Origin of the sequence: Oceanotoga sp. (genome assembly GCF_030445905.1) — a bacterium.
Taxonomy (GTDB): domain Bacteria; phylum Thermotogota; class Thermotogae; order Petrotogales; family Petrotogaceae; genus Oceanotoga; species Oceanotoga teriensis.
The window spans coordinates 62,857-89,392 of the sequence record NZ_JASUSU010000006.1 but is presented as its reverse complement, the minus strand read 5'-3'; the positions used below and the strand labels follow the sequence as shown (position 1 = coordinate 89,392).

The 26,536-nt window shown below is 25.7% G+C and carries 20 protein-coding genes; 16 read left to right on the top strand and 4 right to left on the bottom strand.

The features are described from left to right. The first annotated feature begins 365 nt into the window (after positions 1-365). From ftsH to PWP28_RS03055, 7 genes are all read left to right on the top strand, one after another. Positions 366-2,228 (top strand): ATP-dependent zinc metalloprotease FtsH, encoded by a 1,863-nt coding sequence (gene ftsH / locus PWP28_RS03085; RefSeq protein ID WP_109605528.1) that lies wholly within the window; start codon positions 366-368, stop codon positions 2,226-2,228. Positions 2,229-2,378: 150 nt separating this feature from the next. Beyond that, positions 2,379-4,355: a methyl-accepting chemotaxis protein gene (locus PWP28_RS03080; RefSeq protein WP_308644243.1), complete on the top strand. Its 1,977-nt coding sequence runs from the start codon at positions 2,379-2,381 to the stop codon at positions 4,353-4,355. A 132-nt stretch (positions 4,356-4,487) separates the two neighbouring features. After that, positions 4,488-5,147, top strand: coding sequence for an HAD family phosphatase (locus PWP28_RS03075; RefSeq protein ID WP_264149150.1), 660 nt, complete (start codon positions 4,488-4,490; stop codon positions 5,145-5,147). A gap of 174 nt (positions 5,148-5,321) precedes the next feature. After that, positions 5,322-7,064, top strand: a complete 1,743-nt coding sequence (locus PWP28_RS03070) for a DEAD/DEAH box helicase (RefSeq protein ID WP_308644242.1) — start codon at positions 5,322-5,324, stop codon at positions 7,062-7,064. A gap of 123 nt (positions 7,065-7,187) precedes the next feature. Beyond that, positions 7,188-7,412: an AbrB/MazE/SpoVT family DNA-binding domain-containing protein gene (locus tag PWP28_RS03065; protein WP_305081528.1), complete on the top strand. Its 225-nt coding sequence runs from the start codon at positions 7,188-7,190 to the stop codon at positions 7,410-7,412. Between the two features lies 1 nt (position 7,413). Beyond that, positions 7,414-8,145: an ABC transporter ATP-binding protein gene (locus PWP28_RS03060; protein WP_308644241.1), complete on the top strand. Its 732-nt coding sequence runs from the start codon at positions 7,414-7,416 to the stop codon at positions 8,143-8,145. Further along, positions 8,142-8,879, top strand: a complete 738-nt coding sequence (locus tag PWP28_RS03055; protein ID WP_305081526.1) for an ABC transporter permease — start codon at positions 8,142-8,144, stop codon at positions 8,877-8,879. The genes PWP28_RS03060 and PWP28_RS03055 overlap by 4 nt, the downstream gene beginning before the upstream one ends. A gap of 48 nt (positions 8,880-8,927) precedes the next feature. On the opposite strand, the gene PWP28_RS03050 is transcribed toward PWP28_RS03055, so the two are convergent. Next, positions 8,928-9,962 carry an endonuclease/exonuclease/phosphatase family protein gene (locus PWP28_RS03050; protein ID WP_308644240.1) on the bottom strand — a complete coding sequence of 345 codons (1,035 nt, stop codon included), beginning with the start codon at positions 9,960-9,962 and terminating at the stop codon, positions 8,928-8,930. A gap of 90 nt (positions 9,963-10,052) precedes the next feature. Between PWP28_RS03050 and PWP28_RS03045 the strand changes: the two genes are divergently transcribed. From PWP28_RS03045 to PWP28_RS03035, 3 genes are read left to right on the top strand one after another with little or no spacing between them, the layout of a single operon-like run. Then, the gene (locus tag PWP28_RS03045; protein ID WP_305081524.1) at positions 10,053-10,568 is read left to right on the top strand and encodes a GNAT family N-acetyltransferase; all 516 of its coding nucleotides are present in this window, start codon (positions 10,053-10,055) and stop codon (positions 10,566-10,568) included. 30 nt (positions 10,569-10,598) lie between these two features. Next, a complete protein-coding gene (locus PWP28_RS03040; RefSeq protein ID WP_374045479.1) occupies positions 10,599-11,969 on the top strand; it encodes an aldehyde dehydrogenase in 1,371 nt (456 codons plus the stop codon). Next, complete coding sequence (locus PWP28_RS03035) at positions 11,966-12,973, top strand: hypothetical protein (RefSeq protein ID WP_308644238.1); 1,008 nt, start codon at positions 11,966-11,968, stop codon at positions 12,971-12,973. The genes PWP28_RS03040 and PWP28_RS03035 overlap by 4 nt, the downstream gene beginning before the upstream one ends. Here the strand turns inward: PWP28_RS03035 and PWP28_RS03030 are convergent. Further along, a complete protein-coding gene (locus tag PWP28_RS03030) occupies positions 12,970-13,995 on the bottom strand; it encodes a tetratricopeptide repeat protein (protein WP_308644237.1) in 1,026 nt (341 codons plus the stop codon). The genes PWP28_RS03035 and PWP28_RS03030 overlap by 4 nt on opposite strands. A 217-nt stretch (positions 13,996-14,212) precedes the next feature. On the opposite strand from PWP28_RS03030, the gene PWP28_RS03025 reads away from it, so the two are divergent. The 5 genes from PWP28_RS03025 (at position 14,213) to PWP28_RS03005 (ending at position 22,342) form a co-directional block, all read left to right on the top strand. Next, on the top strand, positions 14,213-16,051 hold the full coding sequence (locus tag PWP28_RS03025; RefSeq protein ID WP_308644236.1) for a hypothetical protein: 1,839 nt from the start codon (positions 14,213-14,215) through the stop codon (positions 16,049-16,051). A gap of 24 nt (positions 16,052-16,075) precedes the next feature. Further along, entirely contained in the window at positions 16,076-16,768 is a 693-nt protein-coding gene (locus PWP28_RS03020) for a hypothetical protein (protein WP_308644235.1), read from the top strand. A 333-nt stretch (positions 16,769-17,101) separates the two neighbouring features. Then, complete coding sequence (locus PWP28_RS03015; protein ID WP_308644234.1) at positions 17,102-17,467, top strand: hypothetical protein; 366 nt, start codon at positions 17,102-17,104, stop codon at positions 17,465-17,467. Between the two features lie 75 nt (positions 17,468-17,542). Further along, positions 17,543-19,495, top strand: coding sequence for a diguanylate cyclase (locus tag PWP28_RS03010; RefSeq protein WP_308644233.1), 1,953 nt, complete (start codon positions 17,543-17,545; stop codon positions 19,493-19,495). A 6-nt stretch (positions 19,496-19,501) separates the two neighbouring features. Beyond that, entirely contained in the window at positions 19,502-22,342 is a 2,841-nt protein-coding gene (locus PWP28_RS03005) for a glycosyltransferase (RefSeq protein WP_308644232.1), read from the top strand. A gap of 5 nt (positions 22,343-22,347) precedes the next feature. Here PWP28_RS03005 and PWP28_RS03000 read toward each other — a convergent pair whose 3' ends face one another. Continuing rightward, positions 22,348-22,896, bottom strand: coding sequence for a hypothetical protein (locus PWP28_RS03000; RefSeq protein WP_109605503.1), 549 nt, complete (start codon positions 22,894-22,896; stop codon positions 22,348-22,350). Between the two features lie 262 nt (positions 22,897-23,158). Between PWP28_RS03000 and adhE the strand changes: the two genes are divergently transcribed. Continuing rightward, complete coding sequence (adhE, locus tag PWP28_RS02995; protein ID WP_308644231.1) at positions 23,159-25,780, top strand: bifunctional acetaldehyde-CoA/alcohol dehydrogenase; 2,622 nt, start codon at positions 23,159-23,161, stop codon at positions 25,778-25,780. 30 nt (positions 25,781-25,810) lie between these two features. On the opposite strand, the gene PWP28_RS02990 is transcribed toward adhE, so the two are convergent. Beyond that, positions 25,811-26,524 carry a tetratricopeptide repeat protein gene (locus tag PWP28_RS02990; protein ID WP_308644230.1) on the bottom strand — a complete coding sequence of 238 codons (714 nt, stop codon included), beginning with the start codon at positions 26,522-26,524 and terminating at the stop codon, positions 25,811-25,813. Between the last annotated feature and the right edge of the window lie 12 nt (positions 26,525-26,536).

Below are 26,536 nucleotides of genomic sequence, written 5' to 3'. Positions count from 1 at the left end.
TTTATTCCTTTTTTTACTTGTTTTTATTTTTGTTGCTTTTCGTTTACTTGTTTTTTATTTCATATCCCTTTTTTATTGCTCTATTTTTCAAGTCACTATTATAAATTCAAATATTAAGATTTATAAATTCATACTTTTTATTATATCATTCGATAATTAAACAATTGCATATTATTTCTTTAAATTCAATTAAGCTTAAAAATACGATTTTAAAATTAAATTAATGATAAAATACTTAATAAAAATAGAAATATGTTGTATAATAATAAAGTGTATATATTTAGTTCAAATTTTTTAATCAAAAATTAAAGTAAATAAATAATAATACTACTAAGAAAGTAAACAAGACTCAGGAGGTAAAACACATGGCAGAAAACAATAACAACCCAAAAATGTTTAATATATTATGGGTCTATATAATTCTTATACTCATTTTCTTCTTTGCTATAAATAGCCTTACAAAATCTCCTATTCAAGAACTTGATTATTCTCAACTCATAAGAATGATTAATAATAATCAAATAGTAAAGCTAAATATTGAAAATACTGGTATAGTAAAGGCAGAAACTAAAGAAGGATTAAAATATGATATATTCGCTCCAACAATGCTTTATGATAAAGAATATGTCATGGCTATGGCCAATACAGGTATAGAAGTAACCTATACTAAAAGTATAACTTCTTCATGGTGGGTTGGACTTATAAGTTCTTTATTCCCTATAATAATATTAATACTGTTCTGGTTCTGGATGCTAAAACCTATGATGGGTGGAAGTGGAAAGTCTGGAGGATTCCCTTTCAGTAAAAATCTTGCAAGAAAGTACGATCCTTCAAAAAATAAAATAACTTTTGATAAAGTAGCTGGAATAGATGAAGCTAAAGAAGAATTAAAAGATATAGTACAATATTTAAAAGATCCAAAATCATTCAACACTTTAGGGGCAAGAATGCCTAAAGGTGTAATACTCGTTGGACCTCCTGGTACTGGGAAAACTTTAACAGCAAGAGCTGTTGCAGGTGAAGCTGGTGTTCCATTTTTTTATATAAGTGGTTCTGATTTTGTTGAATTATATGTGGGGGTTGGAGCATCACGTGTCAGAGAACTTTTCAAACAAGCTAAAGAAAATTCACCAGCAATAATATTCATAGATGAAATAGATGCTGTTGGTAGGCAAAGAGGTGCCGGACTTGGTGGTGGAAATGATGAAAGAGAACAAACTTTAAACTCTTTACTTGTTGAAATGGATGGTTTTGATGATGATGTCGGCGTAGTCGTAATGGCCGCAACAAATAGACCTGATATACTGGATAAGGCACTCTTAAGACCTGGAAGATTTGATAAAAAAGTTGTTATCGATGGTCCAGATTTAGAAGGAAGAGAAGAAATACTAAAAGTCCACATAAGAGGAAAGAAAATAGCTCCAGATGTAGACTTAAAAACTCTAGCAAAAAGAACTCCTGGATTTGTTGGAGCAGATCTTGAAAACCTCATAAATGAAGGTGCTTTATTGGCAATAAGAAATAAAAATACTTATATAACGATGGAAGATTTAGAAGAAGCTATTGAAAGAGTTATGGCAGGGCCAGAAAGAAAATCAAGAATAATATCTGAAAAAGAAAAGAAAATACTAACTTATCATGAATTAGGACATGCATTCTTGGGTTATTTATTACCTAATTCAGATCCTGTTCATAAAATAACAATTGTTCCAAGAGGACATTCTGCATTAGGATATACTCTTCAACTACCAGAAGAAGATAAATTCTTGATTAGCAGATCCGAACTATATGATAGAATTACCATAGCCCTTGGTGGAAGAGCTGCAGAACAATTGATATTTGATTCAATAACAACTGGAGCTGGTGATGATTTAAAAAAGGCTACAAAATATGCCAAAATGATGATATCTAAACTTGGAATGAGTGAAAAAATGGGTCCTATGGTCTGGCAAGATGATGATGATGAAGTATTCTTGGGAAAAGAATTGACCAGATCTAAAAATTATTCTGATGAAACCGCCAAATCAATAGACGGTGAAATTAAAAATATAATTAATAAATGTTATACTCTTGCATTAAAAATACTTGAAGAAAACAAACAAAGATTAGATTTGATAGCAACTTATCTCTATAAAGTAGAAAATATAAGTGGTGAAAAATTTAAAGAACTTATGGAAATGGACTTATATTCTCTTGAAACAAAAATTAAATTTGATGAATCTGTATAAATAAAATAAAAAAGTGATTCTTTTAAAAAAGAATCACTTTTTTTACTGGATTTTTTATGTTAAATATAGTAAAATTAAATTACTATTCAGTTAATATTGTTTGTTGTTTTGTTTTTAACTATACATAAAAATATTTTAGGAGATGATAATATGAGTATAAAAATTAAAAACATTTTATCCATATCCATAGGTATATTAATATTATTTATATTAATACTATTTAGTAATGTAAGCTTTTATAATTCAAAAAGAGAAAATGTTGAAACACTCCTAACTTCAACAAATCAACTAATAAAAAGTAATTTCGAAAATTTTTTTGAAAATACTTCAGAATCATTGACTTTTTTTGCCAATGATGCAAATGTAAAAGGAGCTCTTTCAAAAACAGATGAAGAAAATGCTTGGATGCTAAAAATATTTGATAATATAGTTAAAAATCATACAAATATATTAAATGCTTATATTGGATTAGAGGATAAAAGATTTTATATAAAACCAGATCAAAAAATGCCTGATGGGTACGATCCTACAATACGACCTTGGTATATCAATTCTTTAAAAAATAAAGGGACTGTTCAAATTTCAGAACCTTATGAAGATGCTTCTTCAAAACAAATACTAATATCACTATCTTTAGATGTTGCAGATCAAAGTGGAAATTTTATAGGAGTAATAGCTTTTGATTTGAGAATGGATAAATTGGCTAAAGCTTTAACAGAATACAAAAAATTTAACTCTCAATATTCATATTTACTAAATGAAAGGGGAATAACTTTATTACATGCCGATAGGACAAAAATCGGTGGAGATAGATCAGATAATGATCTATTTAAAAAAGCTACCGAACCGATGGGTTTTATTGAATATGAATATGAAGGAGATAAAAAAATTGCTTTTTATGAAAAATCTGATGTAAAAGATTGGATATATTATACTGTTGTTGACTCAAAAGAGGTAATGCAAGGTCCTACTTCCTCATTAATAATAAATTTGTCTATAACTGTTATAACAACTATAGCAATAATAGTATTTATATTATTCACATCAAATAAATTTATAACAAAACCACTACATATTTTATCTGAAAAGATAAGTAAATTTGGTAAAGGTGACTTAAATACAGTATTTGATTATAAAACAAAAGATGAAATAGGAAAAATTTCTAATGTATTAGAAGAAATGAAATCAAATTTAACCAAAATAGTATCTACAATTCTCGAATCTGGTGAACAAACAAACAAATCAGCAGAAGATTTATCGGCATTAGCAGTAGAATTTTCTACAACATCACAAGAACTCGCTGAAAAAGTTTCAAGTATAAGAGATGGAGCTTCAAATGTTTCAGCAAATGTTGAAGAAGTTAGTTCTGGAGTAGAAGAAGTAGCCTCTTCTGCAACATTAATTTCACAAGCAGCTCAAGAATTAAATGATTCTGCATCAAAATCCGAATTATCTGCAAATGAAGGATCTAAAACTATAGATAAAATAAAAGAAATAATAAAAGAAGCTGTATCAGAATCAAAAAATACAGAAAAAAATGTAAATAAACTATCTTCAAACGCTGAAAATGTAGGTAGCATAGTGGAAACAATAAATTCAATTACAGAACAAACAAACTTACTTGCATTAAACGCTGCAATTGAAGCAGCTCGTGCTGGAGAAGCAGGAAAAGGTTTTGCTGTAGTTGCGGATGAAATAAGAAAATTAGCTGAAGAATCAAGAAAAGCTACTGAAAAAATAGGTGATATATTAAATGACATAAAAAATGGAACTATAGATGTAGATAATTCAACAAAAAATGTTGTAAATGTAATAGAAAATATCTCAACATCTATGATAGATTTATCAAGTAAATTTGAAATAATACAAACAAGTGTTGAAGAAATGAATTCAGGAATTCAAAATCTTACCGCAAGTAGTCAAGAACAATCAGCCTCAGCAGAAGAAATGAGTTCAGCTATGGTCAATGTAACAAAATTAATAGAAGAAATTTCTGATCAAATAACCGAAGCTTCTGAAGGAATTAATAATCAATCTGATGGTTCAAATAATGTCAGTGCAAGTGCTCAAGAATTATCTGCACTTTCTGAACAATTATTAGAGCAAATAAAATTCTTTAAATTATAATTTATCAAAAAAGGCATATTTTAATATGCCTTTTTTTTATAAATATTTTATATTTAATAATTTTAAATATAGAATTAATCTATTATTGTTAAAATCGATATGTAATTATAGTATAATTTTCGAGGTGATTAAATGTTAAAAGCTGTAATTTTTGATATGGATGGGGTTTTAGTTGATTCTGAACCTCTTCATAAAAAATCAAATGAAATTTTTTTTGAACAATTGGGTATAAAACTTAGTAAAAATTTATATTCAACATTTATTGGTATGTCAAATGGCGAAATGTGGTCAATAATAAAAAAAGAATGCAACTTAGAGCAATCTGTGGAAGAGCTTATTAAAAAAGCACAAGATTTGAGTTATAATTATATGGAAAAAAATCTTACTGATACACCTATAGACGGAGTATTAAATCTTTTAGAAGAATTAAAGGTTAATAAAATAAAAATAGCTTTAGCATCGTCCTCACCATTAAAATTAATAAATCTTGTAACCAAAAGACTTAGAATAAAAGATTATTTTGATGTCATTTTAAGTGGTGAAGAAGTTCAAAATGGAAAACCTGCTCCAGATATATTCATCGAAGCTGCAAGAAGACTTGATGTATATCCAGAAGAATGCGTTGTAATAGAAGATTCACATAATGGATTAAAAGGAGCAAATAAAGCAAAATGTAAAACCATCGCTTATGATTCTCCAAACTCTCCTAATCAAGATTTAAGTATAGCAAATGGAGTTGTTAATAACATTCAAAATATAAACATCGAGTATTTATTAGATTTATTCAAATAATACCGAATAATCGGTATTATTTTTTGTTGAAACACAATATTCTTTTATTTTAACCTTTTTGCAAAGTCATAGCAATCAGAATTGCTATAATAAAAGAGTGTATGAAAAAATAAGCTTTCTCCACAAGTGACCCACAGCAAAAATAAACGTTAAATCAAAGGAGTTAAAAAACGTATGGAAAAACTTGAAAAATTTAAATCGCTGGGTCTTTCTGAAAATACATTAAAAGCGCTTTCCAGAAAAGGATTTGAAGAACCATCCCCAATACAGGAAAAAACAATCCCTTACCTTTTATCTGGTGAAAAAAATGTAATCGGACAGGCTCAAACAGGAACAGGAAAAACAGCTGCCTTCGGTATTCCTTTAGTTGAAAAACTCAACAGAAAACCTGGAAGTGTTCAAGCATTAATATTAACACCTACAAGAGAATTAGCTGTACAGGTATCTGAAGAAATTAACTCGTTAAGAGGATACAAAAAACTAAAGATAATGCCTATATATGGCGGTGCATCCATTGAGGCCCAGATAAGAGAGTTGAAAAAAGGTATAGATATAATTGTCGGTACACCTGGAAGGGTTATCGACCATATAAATAGAGGAACACTCGATCTAAGTAAAATATCTTTTTTCATACTCGACGAAGCTGATGAAATGTTAAACATGGGATTCATTGAAGATGTAGAAAAAATTCTCAGCAAAACAAATAATGAAAAAAGAATGTTAATGTTCTCTGCAACAATGCCTTCTAAAATTAAGGTACTTGCAAAAAAATACATGGGAGAATTCGACATAATCTCTGTAAAAGAGGAACAATTAACAACAGATCTTGCTGAACAAATTTATTTTGAAGTAAGAAAAAGTGACAAATTTGAAGCATTGAGTAGAATTATCGATGTTGAAGAAAATTTTTATGGATTGGTATTTACAAGAACAAAAGTAGATGCTGAAGAAGTAGCCAACAGATTAATAGACAGAGGATACAGTGCTGAAGCATTACATGGTGATATATCACAATATCAAAGAGAAAGAATATTAAAAAAATTCAAAACTAAAAATTCAAATATCTTAGTAGCAACTGATGTTGCCGCAAGAGGTATAGATATTGAAAATTTAACTCATGTAATAAATTATTCATTACCACAAAACCCAGAATCTTATGTACATAGAATAGGTAGAACTGGTAGAGCTGGAAATGAAGGTACTGCAATAACTTTTGTTACTCCAGAAGAATATAGAAAATTACTTTTTATAAAAAGATTTGCAAAAGCTGAAATTAAAAAATCTACTATACCAGAAATAAAAGATGTAATAAATACAAAAAAACAAAAAATAAAAGAAGATATAAAAAGTACTTTGTCTGACAATATAAACAATGTATATGAAGTACTTGCAAAAGATCTAATAGAAGAGTTTAAAGAACCAGAAAAAATTATAGCTGCTGTACTAAAAAATGTTTATCAAGATGAACTCGAAACAAATAATTATAATGAAATTAAAGAAGTTTCTATAGACAAAAAAGGAAAAACAAGATTATTTGTTGCTCTTGGTAGAGCTGATGAAATGAATCCAAAAAAACTTGTAGATTATATAGAAAAAGAAACTAAAGTTCTAGGAAGACTTATAAGAGATGTAAGAGTATTCGAGAAATTTTCTTTTATAACAGTTCCTTTTGAAGATGCAGAAATCATAACAGCTATATTCAAGAAAAAATCTAAAGGTAGAAAACCTTTAATAGAAAGAGCAAAAGAGAAAAAAGATAATAATGATAGAAATGATAATAGAAACAATGACAGAAGAAGTAATGGAAGAAATTCATCAAGAAATTATGATAACAACAATAGAAGAAACAATTATAACAAAAAAAATAACAGCTCAGACAGACCAAAAAGGAATTATAATAAATCAGCAAATAACTAAAATAGTGGAGATTAAATCTCCACTATTTTTTTATTTGACTTATAAATTATTTTCTTGTATAATAAGTATAATAAGTATAACTTAATATACTTATTATACTTATTATACAAAGGAGTTGATCAGATGAAATCACCTGAAGGAAAGCATGCTTGGACAGCAAAAGTAGGTGAAAAAGGCCAAATAGTAATTCCAAAAGAAGCAAGAGACATCTTTAATATAAAACCAGGGGATACTTTACTATTATTAGGAGATGAAGAACAAGGAATTGCTATTGTAAATAATGAACATTTTAAGCACTTTGCAAATGCAATTTTTAATGCTCAAAAAGATCCTAAAGAAGGAGAATAATATGAGTATAGAGATAAAAGATTTAACTAAAAAATTCAAAAACAGAATTGCTGTTGATAAATTAACCCTTTCAATAAAAAAAGGTGAATTATTCAGTTTGCTCGGAATGAATGGAGCAGGCAAAACAACTACCATAAGAATGCTTTCATGTCTCATAACTCCAACTTCTGGTGATGCCTTACTTATGGGGAAAAGTATTCTTTCAAATACAAATGAAGTTAAAAGCATATCAAATTTTTCTCCACAAGAAACCGCAGTTGCAATGAACCTAAATGTAAAAGAAAATCTTGAATTTATGGCAAGAATATATGGAATAGATAAAAAACAAGCAAAAATTAAAGCTCAAAAAAAGCTAGATGAGTTCAAGTTAAATGAAGTTGAAAAAGATAAAGCAAAAACATTATCGGGTGGTATGCAAAGAAGACTAAGTATTGCTATGGCTTTAATTTCAGATCCAAAAATTTTATTTTTAGATGAGCCAACACTCGGATTAGATGTGTTATCCAGAAGAGAGTTATGGGAATTAATAAATAATTTAAAAAATAAAATGACTATCATTTTAACTACACATTATATGGAAGAAGCTGAATCACTCTCAGATAGAATCGGTATTATGTCAAAAGGTGTTTTAAAAGAAATTGGTACGGCAAAAGAATTGATTGAAAAAACGGGTACAGATAAATTTGAAAATGCTTTTATAAAAATTGCTACAGGATCAGAGGTGTTAGTATGAAATCATTAGTTTTTGCTGCAAGGAATAATAAAGAACTTATTAGGGATCCTTTAAATATAATTTTTGGGATAGGATTTCCATTAATAGTTTTATTTTTATTAACTGCTATACAAGCTAATATTCCAAATGATCTTTTCAAAATAAATAAACTTACTCCCGGAATTGCTGTTTTCGGTCTATCATTTATTTCTTTATTTTCAGGTACTTTAATATCGAAAGATAGAATTAATTCTTTTTTAATGAGACTTTTTTCTTCTCCATTAAAAGCATCTGATTTCATAATTGGATATATTCTTCCATTATTACCTCTTGCTATAGCTCAAAGTACCATTTGTTTTATTGTAGCCTCATTTTTAGGTTTGTCTATAAATTGGAATATTTTGTTGGCACTAATTGTTTTAATCCCAACATCTTTTTTATTTATAGGAATTGGATTATTAACTGGAACTATATTTAATGATAAGCAAGTTGGTGGTATTTGTGGAGCATTATTAACAAATCTAACAGCTTGGTTTAGCGGAACTTGGTTTGAAATAAGTCTTATAGGTGGAGCTTTCGAAAAAATAGCTTATATGCTTCCATTTATTCATGCTGTAGAGGCAACGAGATCAGCTGTATATGGTAATTACTCTTCAATTATGCCTCATTTATGGTGGGTAATTTTATATTCTTTAATTATTATGATTATTGCAACATATGTATTTAATAAAAAAATGAAAGGCAATAAATCCTAATTAAAAAGGCGAATCAAATATTCGCCTTTTTATATATACTTAAACATATTATTTGAGTTTAAGCTTTATTTTTACAGGATTATGATCTGTAAATTCAAATTGAAGATCATCTGCACTAATATTTAAAACTTCTACATTTGGAGAAACTAAAAAACCATCTAATATAGTTGTATAGTTTACTCCTTTTTCATAAACTATATCGGCAGATCTTGAAGTTGGAACTTTAGAGTCATATACCCATTTCCAATCTTCTGGCATTAAATTTTCATCTATTGTTTTTACCCAACTTTGAACTCCTTGAGTGGATTCAAAAAAATCATCAGTTATCTCTGGAAATTTCATATTCCAATCTCCACCTATAATAACCCAATTGCCATTTTCATACTCTTTCAAAGCTTTATTTTTTATAAATTCCATCTGTTCTTTTCTTAAATTTCCTTTATCAAAAGCAGAATTATGAGTATTTATAACAATGACTTCTCTATCTTTAAATGCAAATCTCATCTCAAGCATACATCTATCAAGATGAAATAATTTTAAAGGCCATTTATACTCCCCTGGTAACTTATACCTTGCTGATAATATTGGCTTATATTTTGAAAACTCAACCAATCCAGCATTAACTTTCCCTATTGGATCATTAAAAGGAAAAGGTATATATGGATTAACATAATTAAAACCCATAGATGAATTATAATCTTTAAATATTTCTTTTATTTCATCATATTGATTTATATAAAAAGATCTTTTAGAATCGATATCAACTTCTTGAAGTAAAATTATATCACCATTCATACTTCCTAATATTTTTTTTATATTTTCAAAATTATTTAAACTTTCTTCTTCATTAGGATTATTTCTTGTACCTCCATCCATGAAATAGTCCATATTTTTCCCCATACCAGCATATCCTATATTCCAAGATACAATAGTAAACTCATCCTCAATATATGTTTTATTTTTTTCTTCAACTTTTAAAATTTGATAATCAGATGGTTTAAAATCTATAAAGGTATAATAACCAAAAAAAATAGCTATTAAAACAAATATAAAAATTAGTATCCGCAAAATCCATTTAAACATAAAATTATCCCCCTATCTAAAAAATAAAATGATTTAATTTGATATAATTATATTATATAATATAAAATTATTCAAAGAAGGTGAACTTCTATGAACCATGATTTTTTTAATTTTGATGAGTATAAGCTTAAAATTCTTGATAAAACTGATTATGAAATAATAAAAAACTTATATGAAAAATGTTCTGATTATTTTATTTTAAGCTCTAATACCAAAGCATCTAATGAAGATATAGATGAATTATTATTTAAACTTCCACCAAATAAAACTCTTGAAGATAAATTTATATTTGGAATGTTTTTTAAAGATAATTTAATTGGAGTAATAGATTTAATAAAAAATTTTCCAGAAAAATATGAATGGATTATTGGATTATTCCTGATAGATCCTTCAAAAAGAAAACAAGGTTTTGGAAAAATGTTTCATAATAAATTACTAGAATTTGCTAAAAGTAACAATGCAAAATCAATTAGAATAGGTGTAATAGAAGAAAATATTGATGGAATTAAATTTTGGACAAATATTGGATATAAAAAAACAGATGAAATAAGTATGAAAATCAAAAATAAAAATCATATTGTTGATATAATGAAATTAAAACTCTAAAAAATTATAAAAGAGGGGATTATTATGGAAATCGAACAGATAAAAACTGACATAGAAAATATGAGAAAATTTTTTTCATCTAATCAAACAAAAAGTATTGAATTCAGAATAAATCAATTAGAAAAATTAAAGGATATAATACAAAAAAATCAAGAAAAAATAATGGTTGCATTAAAAGATGATTTAAACAAATCTTTTTTTGAATCTTATGAAACTGAAATAGGAATAACCTTAAGTGAATTAACCCACACTATAAAAAACTTAAAAAAATGGTCAAAACCGCAAAAAGTAAAAACACCAATAACAGCTTTTCCGGCTAAAAGTTATATTAAAAAAGTTCCATATGGAGTTACTTTAATAATGTCGCCTTGGAATTATCCTTTTAATCTAACATTTGCACCATTAATAGGTAGTATGGCAGGTGGAAATTGTTCACTTATAAAAGTTTCTGAATATTCTCCAAGAACATCTCAAATAATAGAAAAACTTATAAACGAAAATTTCAATCCAAACTATATAAAAGTATGGCAAGGAGAAATAGAAGTAAATAAAGAAATACTGAACCAAAAATTCGATTATATATTTTTTACAGGAAGTACAAACGTTGGAAAAATAGTTATGAAAGCAGCTTGTGAAAACTTAACACCATTAACTTTAGAACTTGGTGGAAAAAGTCCTTGTATAGTAGATAAAAACACAAACATAGACAAAACTGCGAAGAGAATTGCTTGGGGCAAATATTTAAATGCTGGTCAAACTTGTGTAGCACCAGATTATTTACTTGCACATAAAGATATAAAAGAAGAATTAATTGAAAAAATAGTTTATTATATAGAGAAATTTTATTCACAAGATCCAAAACAAAGTCCAGACTATCCAAGAATAATAAGTTCTAAACATTTTGATATGTTAATTCCATTGATAGAAAACGCAGAAATATATTATGGTGGTGAAAAAGATTCACAAGAAAAATATATATCACCAACAATAATAAATAATGTAAAATGGACAGACAAAATCATGGAAAATGAAATATTTGGTCCTATTCTTCCAGTAATCGTTTGGGAAGATTTAGATTATACTATAAACTTAATAAATAAAAAACCAAGACCTCTCGCATTATATTTATTCACAAATGATAAAGAATTAGAAGAAAAAGTGTTAAACAATATAATTTTTGGTGGGGGCGTAATAAATGATACTATAATGCACCTTTCTAATCCTTATCTACCATTTGGTGGCGTAGGTGCATCTGGGATGGGCGGGTATCATGGTAAATATTCATTTGAAACTTTCACCCATAATATGAGTATAATGAAAAGAGGATTTTGGCCAGATATAAAAATAAAATATCCTCCATACTCTGGTAAATTGGATACTTTGAGAAAATTATTAAAATGAAAAAAAGTATATATTTAATAATACTTTTATCATTAATACAAACAATAATATACTCAAAAGGGATTATAATAGCAAATGATTCAATAATGCTAAAAACTTTTCGTGATGAAAATACACAATACTTTAAAAACATGGCAGAACATATAAACAAAAATTATGATGAAACTATAATACACCTAGGAAAAGAAACCGCTTATAAAAAAGGAAGTTTATTCTTTTATAAAACCTCAAAAGAAAATTTAAAAACACTTTTAGACAATTTAAAAACAAAAAAATATATTTGGTTTTTAGATAGTTATGGTTCTGAAGAATTTGAATATATATATCAAAATTATGAGACAATCGCAAAAGAAAACTTAAAATTTTTAGAAAATTCAAACATAGAATATGATGGAATTGCAATAGATCTTGAATGGATAAATCTAAATTCAAATTTTCAAAATAATAAAAAAATGATTGAAATCGTAAAAAATCTAAAAAAAATCGTAGGCGAAAAAAAACTTTTTCTCTTCTCATCAATCATAGAGGATGAAAAAGAAAATTCACTCAGAGGTTATGACGAATCTGAATTATCGAAATATGCTACTTTAGTTCCGATGATTTATATAAAAGATTTTGGATATTATTTACATGAGAATAAATTAAAATTGAATTTTAATGAAAATAGACTTGAAAACCTTTTAAAATACTTTAATTCAAAAAATTATAAAATTTCTTATTCACTTGAAAGTGGAATAATATTGCATAGAAATCAAAATTTATATTTTATAAAAACTATAAATAACATAGATTCATTATATTCAAAAACAAAAAAAGTATATATTGACGAACAAAAACATTATAAGATTGAAAAATTGATTGTAATAGAAGATTTATATATACAAAGAAATGATTCATTATATGAAAAAATACTTCAAAATGAAGAAATTTATTTTTTAAAAATAAATCCAGAAGCTGTAGAAAATAGCTTCTGGATTTGGGAGTATTTTATATACTATGATTAAAAAGAGTATCCTAAAGAAATACCCGCTCCAAAATTTTTCTTAAAAAAATCATAATAAAAACTAATTGAATAATTAAAATCACAAATATTATCCTTGTATTCTATAAAACTTTTATTCAACTCTTTTAAATCAAAATAATGTTTAAATCCAAAGTTTTTATAAGTACTACCAATCAAATAAGAAAAAACTAAATCATTTTCAGGATCCTTATAAAAATAATCCTTATAAATAAAATCTAAATTAGCTCTTAGTAAAAACTCTATATTTTCCAACACAAAATTAAAAACAAAATACCCTCCATTAACAGAAGTACTTTTTATAAATTCATCATAATTCTCAAGGTATTTTGTAGATTTAAACCCTAGAGTAAATGGTTTAAAAACATAACCAAATTCAGCTATATAATATTGATTATGACTTATACCCAATAAAGAAAAAAAATCATCATAATAAAATTCTATTAAAGATTTCCCAACTCTGTATTCATCATCAAAAAAGAAATTATCAAATTTTAATGCTACAGAAAAAACATCATAATAATTATAAGCCATATATATATTAAACTGATTCTCCCTATTCTCTTTCAAAAAATCAGTGATATATGAAGTTTTTATAAAAAAATGTTTATATTCTTCATACCAATTAATGAAAGCTAAATCACTTTCTTCAAGTTCATCTTTTTTATATTTTGAAAATATATTATAAGCTTCAGAAAAATTTAAATTCCAATAAAAAAATCTCGCTTTTCTCATTTCAATATCAGAATCTTCACCCCCAAAAGAGTTTAAAAGATCTATAGCTTTTTTTATATCTCCACTCCAAGCAAGAGCATTTGAATAATCAAGATAAACTTCTTTATTTTGATATTCTTTTATTAAATTCTCATATATATTTATAGCTTTTTTATATTCTCCACTCCAAGCTAAAGCTCTTGCTTCTTGAGTCAATTCATCATAATTTATAGAAAAAACATTTATAAAACTAAAAATAAAAACTAATAAAATCAAAAAACTTTTTTTCATATTTCCCTCCTTTTGTATACTCAATTTAAGATTTCAATATATTATATCAATTTTTTGTTTTTCATATAAGTAACGATTAAGTTTCCATAACAAAAAATAGTAATTTTATCGTTACTTATATTTTACTTAAATTATTTAAATATGTTACTTTCAAATAGACTTGTATACATATATTAAGTATAATTTAATAAAGACTATTAATTAGGGAGGGGTTTATATGAAAAAAATTTATTTAATAATGACTATTTTGATAACATCTATTCTTTTAGTATCATGTCTTCCACAGAAAAAAGAATTTAATGAAGACATAACACAATATGGTAGTATAACGATAATAAAAAATCCAGAAAATGCTGTAACTTATATTGAAGAATCGAAATCAAGAGATAATGATGACAATTATCAAATATATTATAAAGCAAAAATAAATTCAATGATGGTAGAAGATGTAAAAGTACAGGCAAATGATATAACATCTTATGATAACTATTCAGTAATAGCTTATAATACTGCCGGAGATGATGTAAAAGGAGCTATTCAAATAATAGATGTATCAAACCCAAACAAACCTGTTGTTGATTACAGAATTACTTTCTCATCTCATGAAATCAATGCAATTGAATATAATAAAAATACTGATGAAATAATATTCGGTGGGATAACAAAAATGCAAAATGGAAATACTGAACCAATAGTTGGTAAAATTGATTTAAGTGATATAAATGCTGAAAATATAGTAAATAGTATAAGATATGTAAATCATATAAATAATATTGAATCTGAAATAATATTCGATGAATATAATGTTGTAACTTCTATTGTAGAATTAAATTCCGATATTTTTGTGTCTATAGCTAAAAAAGGTGGTTTAATAAAATTAGACTCAAATTTAAATCATTTAAAAAATAGCAAAGATTTTCAAGATATAAAAGATATGAAAATCTCAAACCAAAAAATATACGCATTATCAGGTGAAAAAGGAGTTATATATCAAATAAATTCAGATTTAAGTTCATCATCTGAAATAAATTCAAAAGTTTTTGATACAGATGGAAAAGCAACTCTAGAAATAATAGAAAATGGAACTTTTGCCTATTCACTCGGGAATAACGGATTTGAAGTTCAAACCTTAAATCCAATTGATGAAACAAATTCAAAATTTGAAGAAAATAATTATACTGTAAATAGCATTTCTTATGATCCAGGATTGATATTAGCATCTTATACAAATGGTACAGAATCAGGATTTAAAATTTATTATCCTAAATTAATAGTTGAAAATGGCGAAATAAAATTTAAAGTTGAAAATGTAGGATCTGAAATTTTTACTTCTGATAAATATGGTTCTGAAATAAAAAATGCATCACCTAATTTTGTATATGTTAGAAATTATAATAAAAAAGATGGACTTTTAGAATACACTGATAAATATGCTTTTGCAGCTGCTGGAAATGCTGGAGTACTTTTTTATTCCATAAAATATAATTATGAAGTTACATACACAAACTTAGAAAAATCAAAAGATTATTATACAAATTTCAATAACTTTGAAAAAATTTCAAAAAAAATTGAATTCAAAGAAAATATAAGCAATGTTGGACTAAATTTTATATATTTAGAAGAAAATAGTCTTTTTTCAAGTGAGCTTGGAATTTTCAAACATTTTGAAAATACTCCTACTAAAATAGAAGAAATAGATACTAAAGAATACGAAAAATCAATAGTATCACCTAATATTTCAAGAAACGAAAAAGGAATTCATTTAAAAATGGGATCAACATTTTCAAAATCTTTTAATGGCGAGAATAAATATCTTGGAATATATATAATCGAAGATGGTTTTATTTCTAAAAACAATATGACATATACATCTGTAGATGGTTTAAACTCTGATAATTTTGACATTTATTATGATAAAGATGGTAATGATGGAAAAGGTCAATTAATATTTCATCTAAAATACAAAAATATTTTAAATAAAAATGTTAGTTTCATTTTAAGATTCGATTATCAAGAAAAACCTTTAGATGAAATAATAAATATTTATAAAAATTAATTTTTAAATTGGTTGGTGAAAAAAATGAAAAAAATATTATTGATATCGATGCTTACAATAATATCCATATTATTTGTATCTTGTGTGCCAAAAAAACAAGACTATAAAAGATATGATGCAAAATTTGATAAAATCGATATAAACTTAGAAGAACAAGAAATTGAAACGCAAGATTCTACGATAACCCTACAAACAACAAAAAGTAATACTCATGCAGGTATAAATCTTAATTATAGAGGAAATATAAAACCTGTTGAAATTGATGGCGTAAATGTACAAGCAAATGATATAATTATGAACAAAAATGATGATGATATAGTGTTTATAGCTTATAATCTTGCTGGAGAAGATGCAAAAGGTGCCATTCAAATAATAGATTTTTCAAATGATAATAATCCAAAAATATTTACAGAAATAAAATTTAATAATGCTGATATAAATACACTTTATTATAATAAAAAATTAAATGAAATTGTATTTGGTGGAAATATTTTAAATGATGATAATGTTTCAGTACCTTTTATAAGTAAATTTGATTATTTTAATAAAACTAGCTTGAATAAAACTACTATAAAAAATCAAATAGAAAATAATTTAAGACTTGTAAAAAATGATATATCAGATGCAAAAGATATAAATTCGGGCTCATGGAATATGAAAGATGCGGATGATTTATTGCTTGCACCTAATACAGTAACAGGTATATCTTATGAATAATTTTATTATGTCACCCTTGCAAGATATGGTGGTCTAGCAGCATATAACAATCAGCTAAACAAAGTAAATTATATAATTTCATATGATGATATAAAAGACCTTGCAAAATATGATAATTATATTTATGGAATATCTGGAGATAATGGAACATTATTCAGATTAAACAATGGAGAAACAAGAATAGAAAAAATTCAAGATATAGGAAGATTTGGAAATAAAAATGGTAACTATACAGAAGCTAAAGCAACTGTACAATTCTTTGGCAATTATTGGCCAGATAATTTTAATTTCTTATATTCAATGTCAGAAAATGGGTTTGGATACTATTCCTATATGAGCAATAAAAAAATGACTTTTGATGAATTGAATGGAAATAAAATAACTTCTAATGGCGTTTCATATTCATTAATTAATGATAAAAAAATTGCTTTTAATACATTCTTTTATGAAGATATAGATAAAAAAATATCTTCCGGCTTTAGTATTCATGAAATAATTTTAGATAATAATAGTCTAAATTTAATTGGAACAGAAATATTGAATGAAGAAGATCCTGTTTATAAAGATGTAGAAAATCTATATGATGCATCTCCTAATTTCATAGAAACTAAATCATTTCAAAATAATAAAAATAAAATTTTAATGCTCTTAGCGGCAGGAAATTCCGGAATATTATATTATACATTAATGTTGAAATAATCATTTTATATAATAGGGGCTCTATCGCCCCTATTTTGATATAATTTAATAAATTAAAATTATTGAGGAGTTACTATGATATATAAAATAAATGATCATATATTTAGAATTGGAAATGATAAATTAATAAATCATCTTCAAAACAATATTTATCTTCTAAATTTTGATGAAGAAAAAATACTTTTTGGTTGTGGATCTATTAAAGAATTTGATTCTATAAAAAAATCAATCTCAGAAATGTCTGAAATCAAGGATTTAGATTATATAGTATTGAGAGATACTTCAAATTGTTCTGCAATTAACAAATTTGAAGACAATGGTTTTAGAGGTAAAATAATAACACATTGGCGTACTGGTGAATCAATAAAATTATTCAATTTAAAATCCGAATTTTATTTTATAAATCAAAATAAAAATAATTTAAATTTGAAAAATGGAGAACAATTGAAATTTTTGCCCATACCTTATACACCTCATCCAGAAAATTTTATATGTGTTTATAATGATTTCCTTTTCAGTGGAAATATTTTTTCTTGTTTTAATAAAGAATTCTCAATTTATTCAAATAAAAATTCTATTAAATATATAAAATCATATCTCGAGTATTTTATATCTTCAGAAGATTTACTTGAAAATATTTATTTTAAACTAAAAGACTTGCAAATCCAAATGATTTTACCGACATATGGAGGAATTATAAAAGAAAATATAAATCTATATTTAGAAATTTTAAAAGATCTTAAATGTGGAAAATTAAATTTTCATAAGAATATAGACAATAAAAATGATATATTTTTAAACACTATAAATGAAATAATAGAATTATATATAAAATCTTATGGATTGAGTTTTTTAAATATTTTTAAATCCACAGAAATAAAAATAAAAGATAATAAAATAATCAAAACTAAAACAAGTTCAAAAAAATTATTAAATTTATTTTTAGAAATAATTTATCATAATTATGGTGTAAGACATTTAATAATAGCTGAAGATATAGTAAAAGAAAGACTTGTTGAAATGGAAATCCCAGAAATATTTAATTCATACATATATAAAAATGAAAAAGAAATCGAAGATTTAAAAGAAGAAAAAAGAAAACTTGAAGATGAATTAAATAAAATCCATAAAAGATCTTTAATCAATCCTCTTACAAAATTATACAATGGTAAATATTTTCTCAATTATTTAAATACAGAAATAGCAAAAATGGAAAAAAATAATGAAAAAGGATATATTATATTCATAGATACAGATAATTTATCAAAAATAAATTTTGATTATGGTAATGATGCTGGTGATGAAACCTTAAAAATAATTTCTTATATTTTAAGAGATTTAAAAAGGCCACAAGATCATATTTTTAAATTAAAAGGGGCTTTATTTGCCTATTATATATCAGATCAAGAAATATCCAAAGAAAAGGCTTATGAAATTGCAGATGAAATAAGAAATACAATATCTTTATCTGAAAGATTTATAGAACATATAACTGTATCTGTCGCAGTAGTTGAAACCGATGAAATAAAAGATAATAGATTAATATCTGATGAAATGGTAGATGAAATATATAATCTTGCAATGATAAGGCTTAAAATAGCTAAGAATACAGGAATGAATATGGTTTATTCAGATGCCATGCTCAAAAAATTTGTAGATACTAAAGGAAAGATTTTAATAGTAGACACAGATGAAATGCATAAAAAAACCCTTAAAGAATTACTTGAAAATCTTGGTTATCTCGTTTTTACTTGTTCAGATGGAGAAACCTCTTTAAAATTAATAAAAGAAAACTTTCCAGATCTTGTAATAACGTCTATAATGCTTCCAAAAATAGATGGTTTTCGTGTAAGAGAAGAGATGATAAAATACTCTTCTTTAAAAGAAATAATGTATATAATAATAGATTATGAAAAAAGTTATGAAAATGTCAAAAGAGCCTATGCTTTAGATATAAGTTATTTTTTTAAAAAACCTTATTCAACTGGTGAACTCCTTGAAATAATAAAAAATAAAATAAGGAGTTGAATTTTTATGATTTTAGATAAACAAATAATAATAAATCTTTTTATATTCTTTGCCATAATCGATACCCTTTTGATAATAGGGATTATATTAGAAAAATATTTAAAAAAATATCAAAGAATTAAATTAAATAATATGCAAAATTTAATATCAAAAAATATAAATAATCCCCTTGAAATTAAAATTGAAGAACCTAAATACTTTATGCAAGCATATGCACAAATGAATCAATCTATAATGATCGATGAAAAAACAAAAAAAGAATTCATGGAATTAATAAAAAAATATGATATAGAAAAAAAATATATAAAAAGAATAAACTCAAAAATTAAAAGTAATTTAATACAAGCCATAGTTTATCTCGGAGAAATAGGAACTGAGGAATGTCGCTTAGTTTTAGAAGAAAAATTTGAAAATGAAAATGATTATATAATAAAATTATATATAGCTTACTCTTTATATAAAATACATAATAAAAATTCTATACCTATTTTAGTTGAAAGTCTTATAAACTCTCCAAAACCTTACAAGGAAAAAATTCAAGTAATGTTGTCAAAGTTTGAAAATGATTTTCATGATTATATACTAACTATATTGGACAGAAAAGAAATAGAAATACAAATGATGATAATATATTTTGCATCACATTATATGGATACAAAGTTAAAAAGTTATTTAATATCAAAATCAAGAGACGAAAATATAGAAATATCAAGAGCAGCTGTTCAAAGTCTTTCAAAAAATTATTTTAACATATTAAATGATGCATATTATTTATACAATAAAGATTTGCAAATACAAAAAACTGTAATAAAAACACTTTCTAAAATAAATACAAAAGAAAATATAGATCAATTAATTCCATTTTTAGAAAATGATGAAACTTATGAATACGCCATATATTCTCTTTCTAATATTCTTAGAGAAAACCCTAAATTTTTAGAGTATTTAATAGATATATTTGAAAATGAAAAAAACAATAAAATTAAAAAAAATTTAGCGAATGTAATATCAATTAAGATAGAATATTTTTTCTTTAAATTATTAACGAACGAAAAAGATAAATATGCAAATTTAATATATAACATAATGTTGAGTGATGTAATAGGAGATACAATAGACTTTTTAAATAAAAATAAAAATATTCCAATTGAAAGAATTATTTTGCCTTATTTAAAAAAAGCAATTAAAAAAAATGAATACATAAAAAAAGAGTTTCAATTATATATAAATAAAAGAATTTTAAATGAGCTTTCATTAAAAAGAATTATACAAAAGCCTCCAAAAAAAGATACTAAAAGAGAAAAAGATAAAATCGAAAATTTAATTAAAATTTTAATAGGTGTTTTTACATTTTTCCCTTTATTATTTGTATTAAGGCATGGAAAAATAATTCCAGATATAACTTTTATTGAAGGTTTAAAATTATATATATATGATTTTAATTGGTATTTAATAATATATGTCGTAATATTAAATGCAATTTATTTAATTCTTGTAATAATTTCATACTTTGAACAACTTCATCAAGAAAAAATGTGGAATTTAAAGTTTAAAGGTTTACTTTATACTTTTAAAATTCTTCCAGGTATATCAATAATAGCTCCAGCTTATAATGAAACAGAAATAATAATAGAAAGTACAAATGCACTTTTAAACTTACAGTATCCTGATTATGATGTTATAGTAGTTAATGATGGTTCAACAGATGATACTCTTGAAAAGTTGATAGATTATTTTAATCTTGAAAAAACAGATTATATATTAAATAAAAATTTGAATACAAAACCTATAAGAGGTATATATATAAATAAATCTATTCCAAAACTAATAGTGGTAGATAAAGAAAATGGTGGAAAAGCCGATTCATTGAATACTGGTTTAAATATATCAAAAAAAGAATTCTTCTGTGGAATAGATGCAGATTCTATACTTGAATCTGATGCACTTTTAAAAATAACAAGTTTAAAAATGGATACAGATCATGAAATGATAGCAATTGGTGGAAATATCTTACCTTTGAATGGCTGTAAAGTTAGTAAAGGATATATAGAAAAAATAAATCTACCATTCAAAACAATAGAAAGATTTCAAACTGTTGAATATATAAGATCTTTCATGGCAGGAAGACTCGGCTGGGCAAGAATAAATTCAATGTTGATAATTTCTGGAGCTTTTGGTCTTTTTAATCGTAAAAGAATTATAGAAGCTGGAGGATATTTATCTGAACAAGGAAAGTACAAGAAAGATACAGTTGGTGAAGATATGGAACTTGTAGTAAGAATCAATAGAGATATGTATGATAAAAAAATTAAACATAAAATAGGTTATTCATACAATGCCAATTGTTGGACTGAAGTACCACCAAGCTATTTAAACCTTTATAAACAAAGGGATAGATGGCATAGAGGTCTTATAGATATTTTGATTTTTCATAGAAATCTAATGTTTAATCCACGATATGGAAAAATGGGATTCATATCTATTCCTTATTTTTTTATATTTGAATTAATAGGACCTTTAATAGAAATACAAGGATATCTTATGATAGTATTAGCAGGATTTTTTAATATTTTAAGTTTGAAAATGGGTTTTTTATTGTTTTTAACAACAATATTTATAGGTGTAACAACTTCTTTAGCTTCTCTAATAATAGCCGAAGATGAAGTTAATTATTTCAGTAAAAAAGAAACTTTTTTGTTAATTCTTTTTTCATTCTTAGAAAATTTTGGTCCAAGACAGTTCATGAGTTTTGTAAGATTAAATGCTTTTAATAATTCTCTGAAAAAACCTATGGGTTGGTCAAAATTTGAAAGAATAGGTTTTGAAGATAAAAATAAAAAACAATAATGAAATTACTTTTCATTATTGTTTTTTTTAAAATTCTTATAAAAATCTACTATCAATCCAGTTATAAATTCATTTCTTGATAAGTCTAAAAGACCTTTATTTTTAGCTCCATCTCCACAAAGTTCTTTTAACATCTCTTTTACTTCAGATGGAAGTCTAAATGTAAAATTTTCTTTTGGATTCATATTTCTATAAGGTATTATAAAATTTCCTTCTCTTTCATCCGCAAAAACAGACGGATTCATTTCAAGTTCAAGATCTGAAATTTTTTTACTCGTTTTATGTTCAAATTGTTCCATTTTTTCTTCAAGTCTTCTTATTTTCTTAAGTATTTCAGAATTCTTTTCCTTCTCATATTCTTTGAGTTTTTTCTCTTTTTTTGATTCTTCTTCAAAAATTTTCTCTAATTCTTTTTTGTATTTTGAAATACTATTTTTAGATATCATTATATTTCTTGCTTTCATAATTTCTACAATTTCTTCATAAGAATAACCTTTTTTTATGAAATTATGAATCTCTACCCAGTTTGTTTTAACATTTTCCATCATACTCATACTATCGCCTCCAACAACAAGTACTTCTACTTGTAATTATACAATTAATTTTTGTTTTTGTCAAGAAAAAATAATTTTAATATATATAATTGTAATTTTATTCACAAGTTATATTGTGAAAAATTTCATTATTTTTTTACATATGTGATATAAATAACTTAATCAATATAATATAAAATATAAATGAAATCAGTTATATAATGACAATTTTTGATGTTATTCGATAATAAAAGTTATTATCTACCTTTAAGGAGGTTTAACTATGAGTATTGAAAAGGTTAATTCAGTAGAAAAACTTGAAAAGTTGATACAAAAAGTTAAAGAATCACAAAAAATTTATGCAACTTTCCCACAAGAAAAAGTTGATGAAATTTTTAGAAGAGCTTCTATTTCAGCAAATTCTTATAGAATTTGGTTAGCTAAAGAAGCTGTAAAAGAGACAGGAATGGGTATCACTGAAGATAAAGTTATAAAAAATCATTTTGCAGCTGAATATATATATAATAAGTACAAAGATGAAAAAACATGTGGTGTTATAGTCGATGATAAAACTTATGGTATTAAAAAAGTTGCTGAACCTCTTGGAATAATAGCAGGAATAGTTCCAACAACAAATCCTACTTCAACTGCTATTTTTAAAGCTTTATTAGCTTTAAAAACAAGAAATGCTATAATATTTTCTCCGCATCCAAGAGCAAAAAAATCTACTATAGCAGCAGCAAGAATAATTTTAGAAGCTGCAATAGCTGCAGGAGCTCCAGAATTTATAGTTGGTTGGATTGACGAACCTTCTATAGAGATGAGTCAGTATTTGATGCATCATAAAGATATTAATTTAATACTTGCAACAGGTGGTCCTGGAATGGTAAAAGCTGCTTATTCTTCTGGTAATCCTGCTATAGGTGTTGGTGCTGGTAATACACCTGCAATAATAGATGAAACATGTCATTTAAAAATGGCTGTTAATTCTGTTTTGATGAGTAAAACATTTGATAATGGTATGATTTGTGCATCAGAACAATCTGTTATAGTTTTAGATGAAATTTATGATGAGGTAAAAAAAGAATTTTTAAATAGAGGCGCTTATATATTAAGCAAAGATGAAAAAGATAAAGTTGGAAATGTTTTAATAAAAGATGGAAGATTAAATCCAGATATCGTAGGACAACCAGCATTTAAAATAGCTGCTATGGCTGGAGTTAAAGTTCCTGAAACTGCCAAAGTACTTATAGGAGAGGCTTCTAAAATTGAAGAATCAGAGCCATTTGCACATGAAAAACTTTCTCCTACTCTTGCAATGTATAAAGCACAAGATTTTAGAGAAGCTGTTGATAAAGCCGTAAGTCTTGTAGAATTTGGTGGAATGGGACATACATCTGTTCTATATACAGATCAATTAAACAAAGATAGAATTGATTATTTTGGTTCTAAATTAAAAACTGGAAGAGTTTTAATAAATATGCCTTCTTCACAGGGAGCAATTGGAGATATTTATAATTTTAAACTTGAACCTTCTTTAACGCTAGGTTGTGGTTCTTGGGGTGGTAACTCTGTAAGCGAAAACGTTGGTGTTAAACATCTTTTAAATACAAAAACTATCGCTGAAAGAAGGGAAAATATGCTTTGGTTTAAAGTTCCACCAAAAATTTATTTTAAATATGGTTGTCTTCCACAAGCTATTGAAGAATTAAATGATAAAAAAAGAGCTTTCATAGTAACAGATAAATTTTTATACGAGTCAGGATATACAGATAAAATTACAAATGTTCTTGAATCAATGAATATAGATTTCGAAGTATTTTTTGAGGTTAAGCCAGATCCAACAATTGATACTATTGAAAGAGGTTTAAGTATAATGAATGTATTTAAACCGGATGTTATAATTGCCATGGGTGGTGGTTCTCCTATGGATGCCGCTAAAATAATGTGGTTAATGTATGAAGATCCAACAGTTAAATTTGAAGGTTTAGCTCTCAGATTTATGGATATAAGAAAAAGAGTTTATAAGTTCCCTCATTTAGGAAAAAAAGCTTCAATGGTTGCAATTCCTACAACATCTGGAACTGGTTCAGAAGTAACTCCTTTTGCAGTAGTAACAGATGATAAAACTGGAGTAAAATATCCTATTGCAGATTATGAACTAACCCCTAATATGGCAATAATAGATACGGAACTTGTAATGTCCATGCCAAAAAAACTAACAGCTTATTCTGGTATTGATGCACTTGTTCATGCTTTAGAAGCTTATGTATCAGTTTTTGCAACAGATTATACAAATGGTATATCTTTAGAAGCTATAAGAATTTTATTTAAATATTTAAGAAGAGTTTATAATGATGGTCAAACTGATATAAAAGCAAGAGAAAAAGTACATTATGCTTCAACAATGGCTGGAATGGCTTTTGCTAACGCGTTTTTAGGTGTATGTCATTCTATGGCACATAAACTCGGAAGTGCTTTTCATGTTCCTCATGGATTAGCTAATGCTTTATTGATAACAGAAGTTATTAAATATAATTCAACCGATGCACCACTTAAACAAACTGCTTTTCCACAATATAAATATCCTCTTGCAAAAGAAAGATATGCTAAAGTGGCAGATTATCTTGGTTTAGGTGGAAATACTTTAGATGAAAAGGTTCAAAAACTTATAGATGAAATTGAAAAATTGAAAAAAGATTTAGATATACCAGAATCTATTAAAGATGCTGGTGTTTCAGAAGAAGAATTTTATACTAAACTCGATGAAATGTCAGAACATGCTTTTGATGATCAATGTACAAATGCAAACCCAAGATATCCTTTAATAAGTGAAATTAAATCTATGTATATAACCTGTTTTGAATCTAATAAAGAGGTTAAAAAAAATAAAAATAAAAAATAATAATAAGAGAGAGTTTTAAACTCTCTCTTATTATTTTTGAAGATTTTCCAATTCTATCTTTGACATTTTTTTTGCTTCTTTTCCTTGAATTATCCAATTTTCATGTGGTGGTAATTCTATAACTTTATTAAACATCTTTATCGCTTTTTCTTTATCATTTTTATTTTTGTAAAATATTCCAAGTTCATAATATGTATTAATATAAGCTGGTTCTGCCTCAAGGGCTTTTAAAAGATATTCTTCTGCCTTTTTATCATTTTTCATCGGCCAAGGTGTATCTCTATATCTCATCCCCATAGCTACTAAAGAACCATAATTTTTACAATCACACTCTATGGATTGCTTAAAATATTTATCAAAATCTCCAAGTAAAAACATACTTTCAAATATTCCACTGAATTGTGCTAATCTTCCTACTGCTGCTCCAGCGACATAGTTAGTATATGTATTATTTTCAATTTCAACTGCTTTTTTTGCTTTTTCAACTGCTTTTTCATATAATTCTTTTCTTGTTTTATTTTCTTGATATCCCCAATTAGCTATTTCTGTCATAGCTTCGGCATTTAAAGCCATAATATTTGCATTTTTTGTCTCTTCTGCAGTTTTTTCTATTATATTTTTCATTTCATCAAAAATTCTATATGAGTTTGCATGTAAAAATTCTTGTTTGAGTTCTTCATATGAATATGCTTTTAAAGTAACTAAAATCAATAATATACTAATAATTAAAGTATATTTTTTCATAATATCCCCCCT

What these genes read in the sequence shown, in the direction of transcription:
- ftsH (WP_109605528.1), top strand. Translation starts at nt 366, where the DNA reads ATGGCAGAAAACAATAACAACCCAAAAATGTTTAATATATTATGGGTC.
- PWP28_RS03080 (WP_308644243.1), top strand. Translation starts at nt 2,379, where the DNA reads ATGAGTATAAAAATTAAAAACATTTTATCCATATCCATAGGTATATTA.
- PWP28_RS03075 (WP_264149150.1), top strand. Translation starts at nt 4,488, where the DNA reads ATGTTAAAAGCTGTAATTTTTGATATGGATGGGGTTTTAGTTGATTCT.
- PWP28_RS03070 (WP_308644242.1), top strand. Translation starts at nt 5,322, where the DNA reads ATGGAAAAACTTGAAAAATTTAAATCGCTGGGTCTTTCTGAAAATACA.
- PWP28_RS03065 (WP_305081528.1), top strand. Translation starts at nt 7,188, where the DNA reads ATGAAATCACCTGAAGGAAAGCATGCTTGGACAGCAAAAGTAGGTGAA.
- PWP28_RS03060 (WP_308644241.1), top strand. Translation starts at nt 7,414, where the DNA reads ATGAGTATAGAGATAAAAGATTTAACTAAAAAATTCAAAAACAGAATT.
- PWP28_RS03055 (WP_305081526.1), top strand. Translation starts at nt 8,142, where the DNA reads ATGAAATCATTAGTTTTTGCTGCAAGGAATAATAAAGAACTTATTAGG.
- PWP28_RS03050 (WP_308644240.1), bottom strand. Translation starts at nt 9,962, where the DNA reads ATGTTTAAATGGATTTTGCGGATACTAATTTTTATATTTGTTTTAATA.
- PWP28_RS03045 (WP_305081524.1), top strand. Translation starts at nt 10,053, where the DNA reads ATGAACCATGATTTTTTTAATTTTGATGAGTATAAGCTTAAAATTCTT.
- PWP28_RS03035 (WP_308644238.1), top strand. Translation starts at nt 11,966, where the DNA reads ATGAAAAAAAGTATATATTTAATAATACTTTTATCATTAATACAAACA.
- PWP28_RS03030 (WP_308644237.1), bottom strand. Translation starts at nt 13,995, where the DNA reads ATGAAAAAAAGTTTTTTGATTTTATTAGTTTTTATTTTTAGTTTTATA.
- PWP28_RS03025 (WP_308644236.1), top strand. Translation starts at nt 14,213, where the DNA reads ATGAAAAAAATTTATTTAATAATGACTATTTTGATAACATCTATTCTT.
- PWP28_RS03020 (WP_308644235.1), top strand. Translation starts at nt 16,076, where the DNA reads ATGAAAAAAATATTATTGATATCGATGCTTACAATAATATCCATATTA.
- PWP28_RS03015 (WP_308644234.1), top strand. Translation starts at nt 17,102, where the DNA reads ATGAGCAATAAAAAAATGACTTTTGATGAATTGAATGGAAATAAAATA.
- PWP28_RS03010 (WP_308644233.1), top strand. Translation starts at nt 17,543, where the DNA reads ATGATATATAAAATAAATGATCATATATTTAGAATTGGAAATGATAAA.
- PWP28_RS03005 (WP_308644232.1), top strand. Translation starts at nt 19,502, where the DNA reads ATGATTTTAGATAAACAAATAATAATAAATCTTTTTATATTCTTTGCC.
- PWP28_RS03000 (WP_109605503.1), bottom strand. Translation starts at nt 22,896, where the DNA reads ATGAGTATGATGGAAAATGTTAAAACAAACTGGGTAGAGATTCATAAT.
- adhE (WP_308644231.1), top strand. Translation starts at nt 23,159, where the DNA reads ATGAGTATTGAAAAGGTTAATTCAGTAGAAAAACTTGAAAAGTTGATA.
- PWP28_RS02990 (WP_308644230.1), bottom strand. Translation starts at nt 26,524, where the DNA reads ATGAAAAAATATACTTTAATTATTAGTATATTATTGATTTTAGTTACT.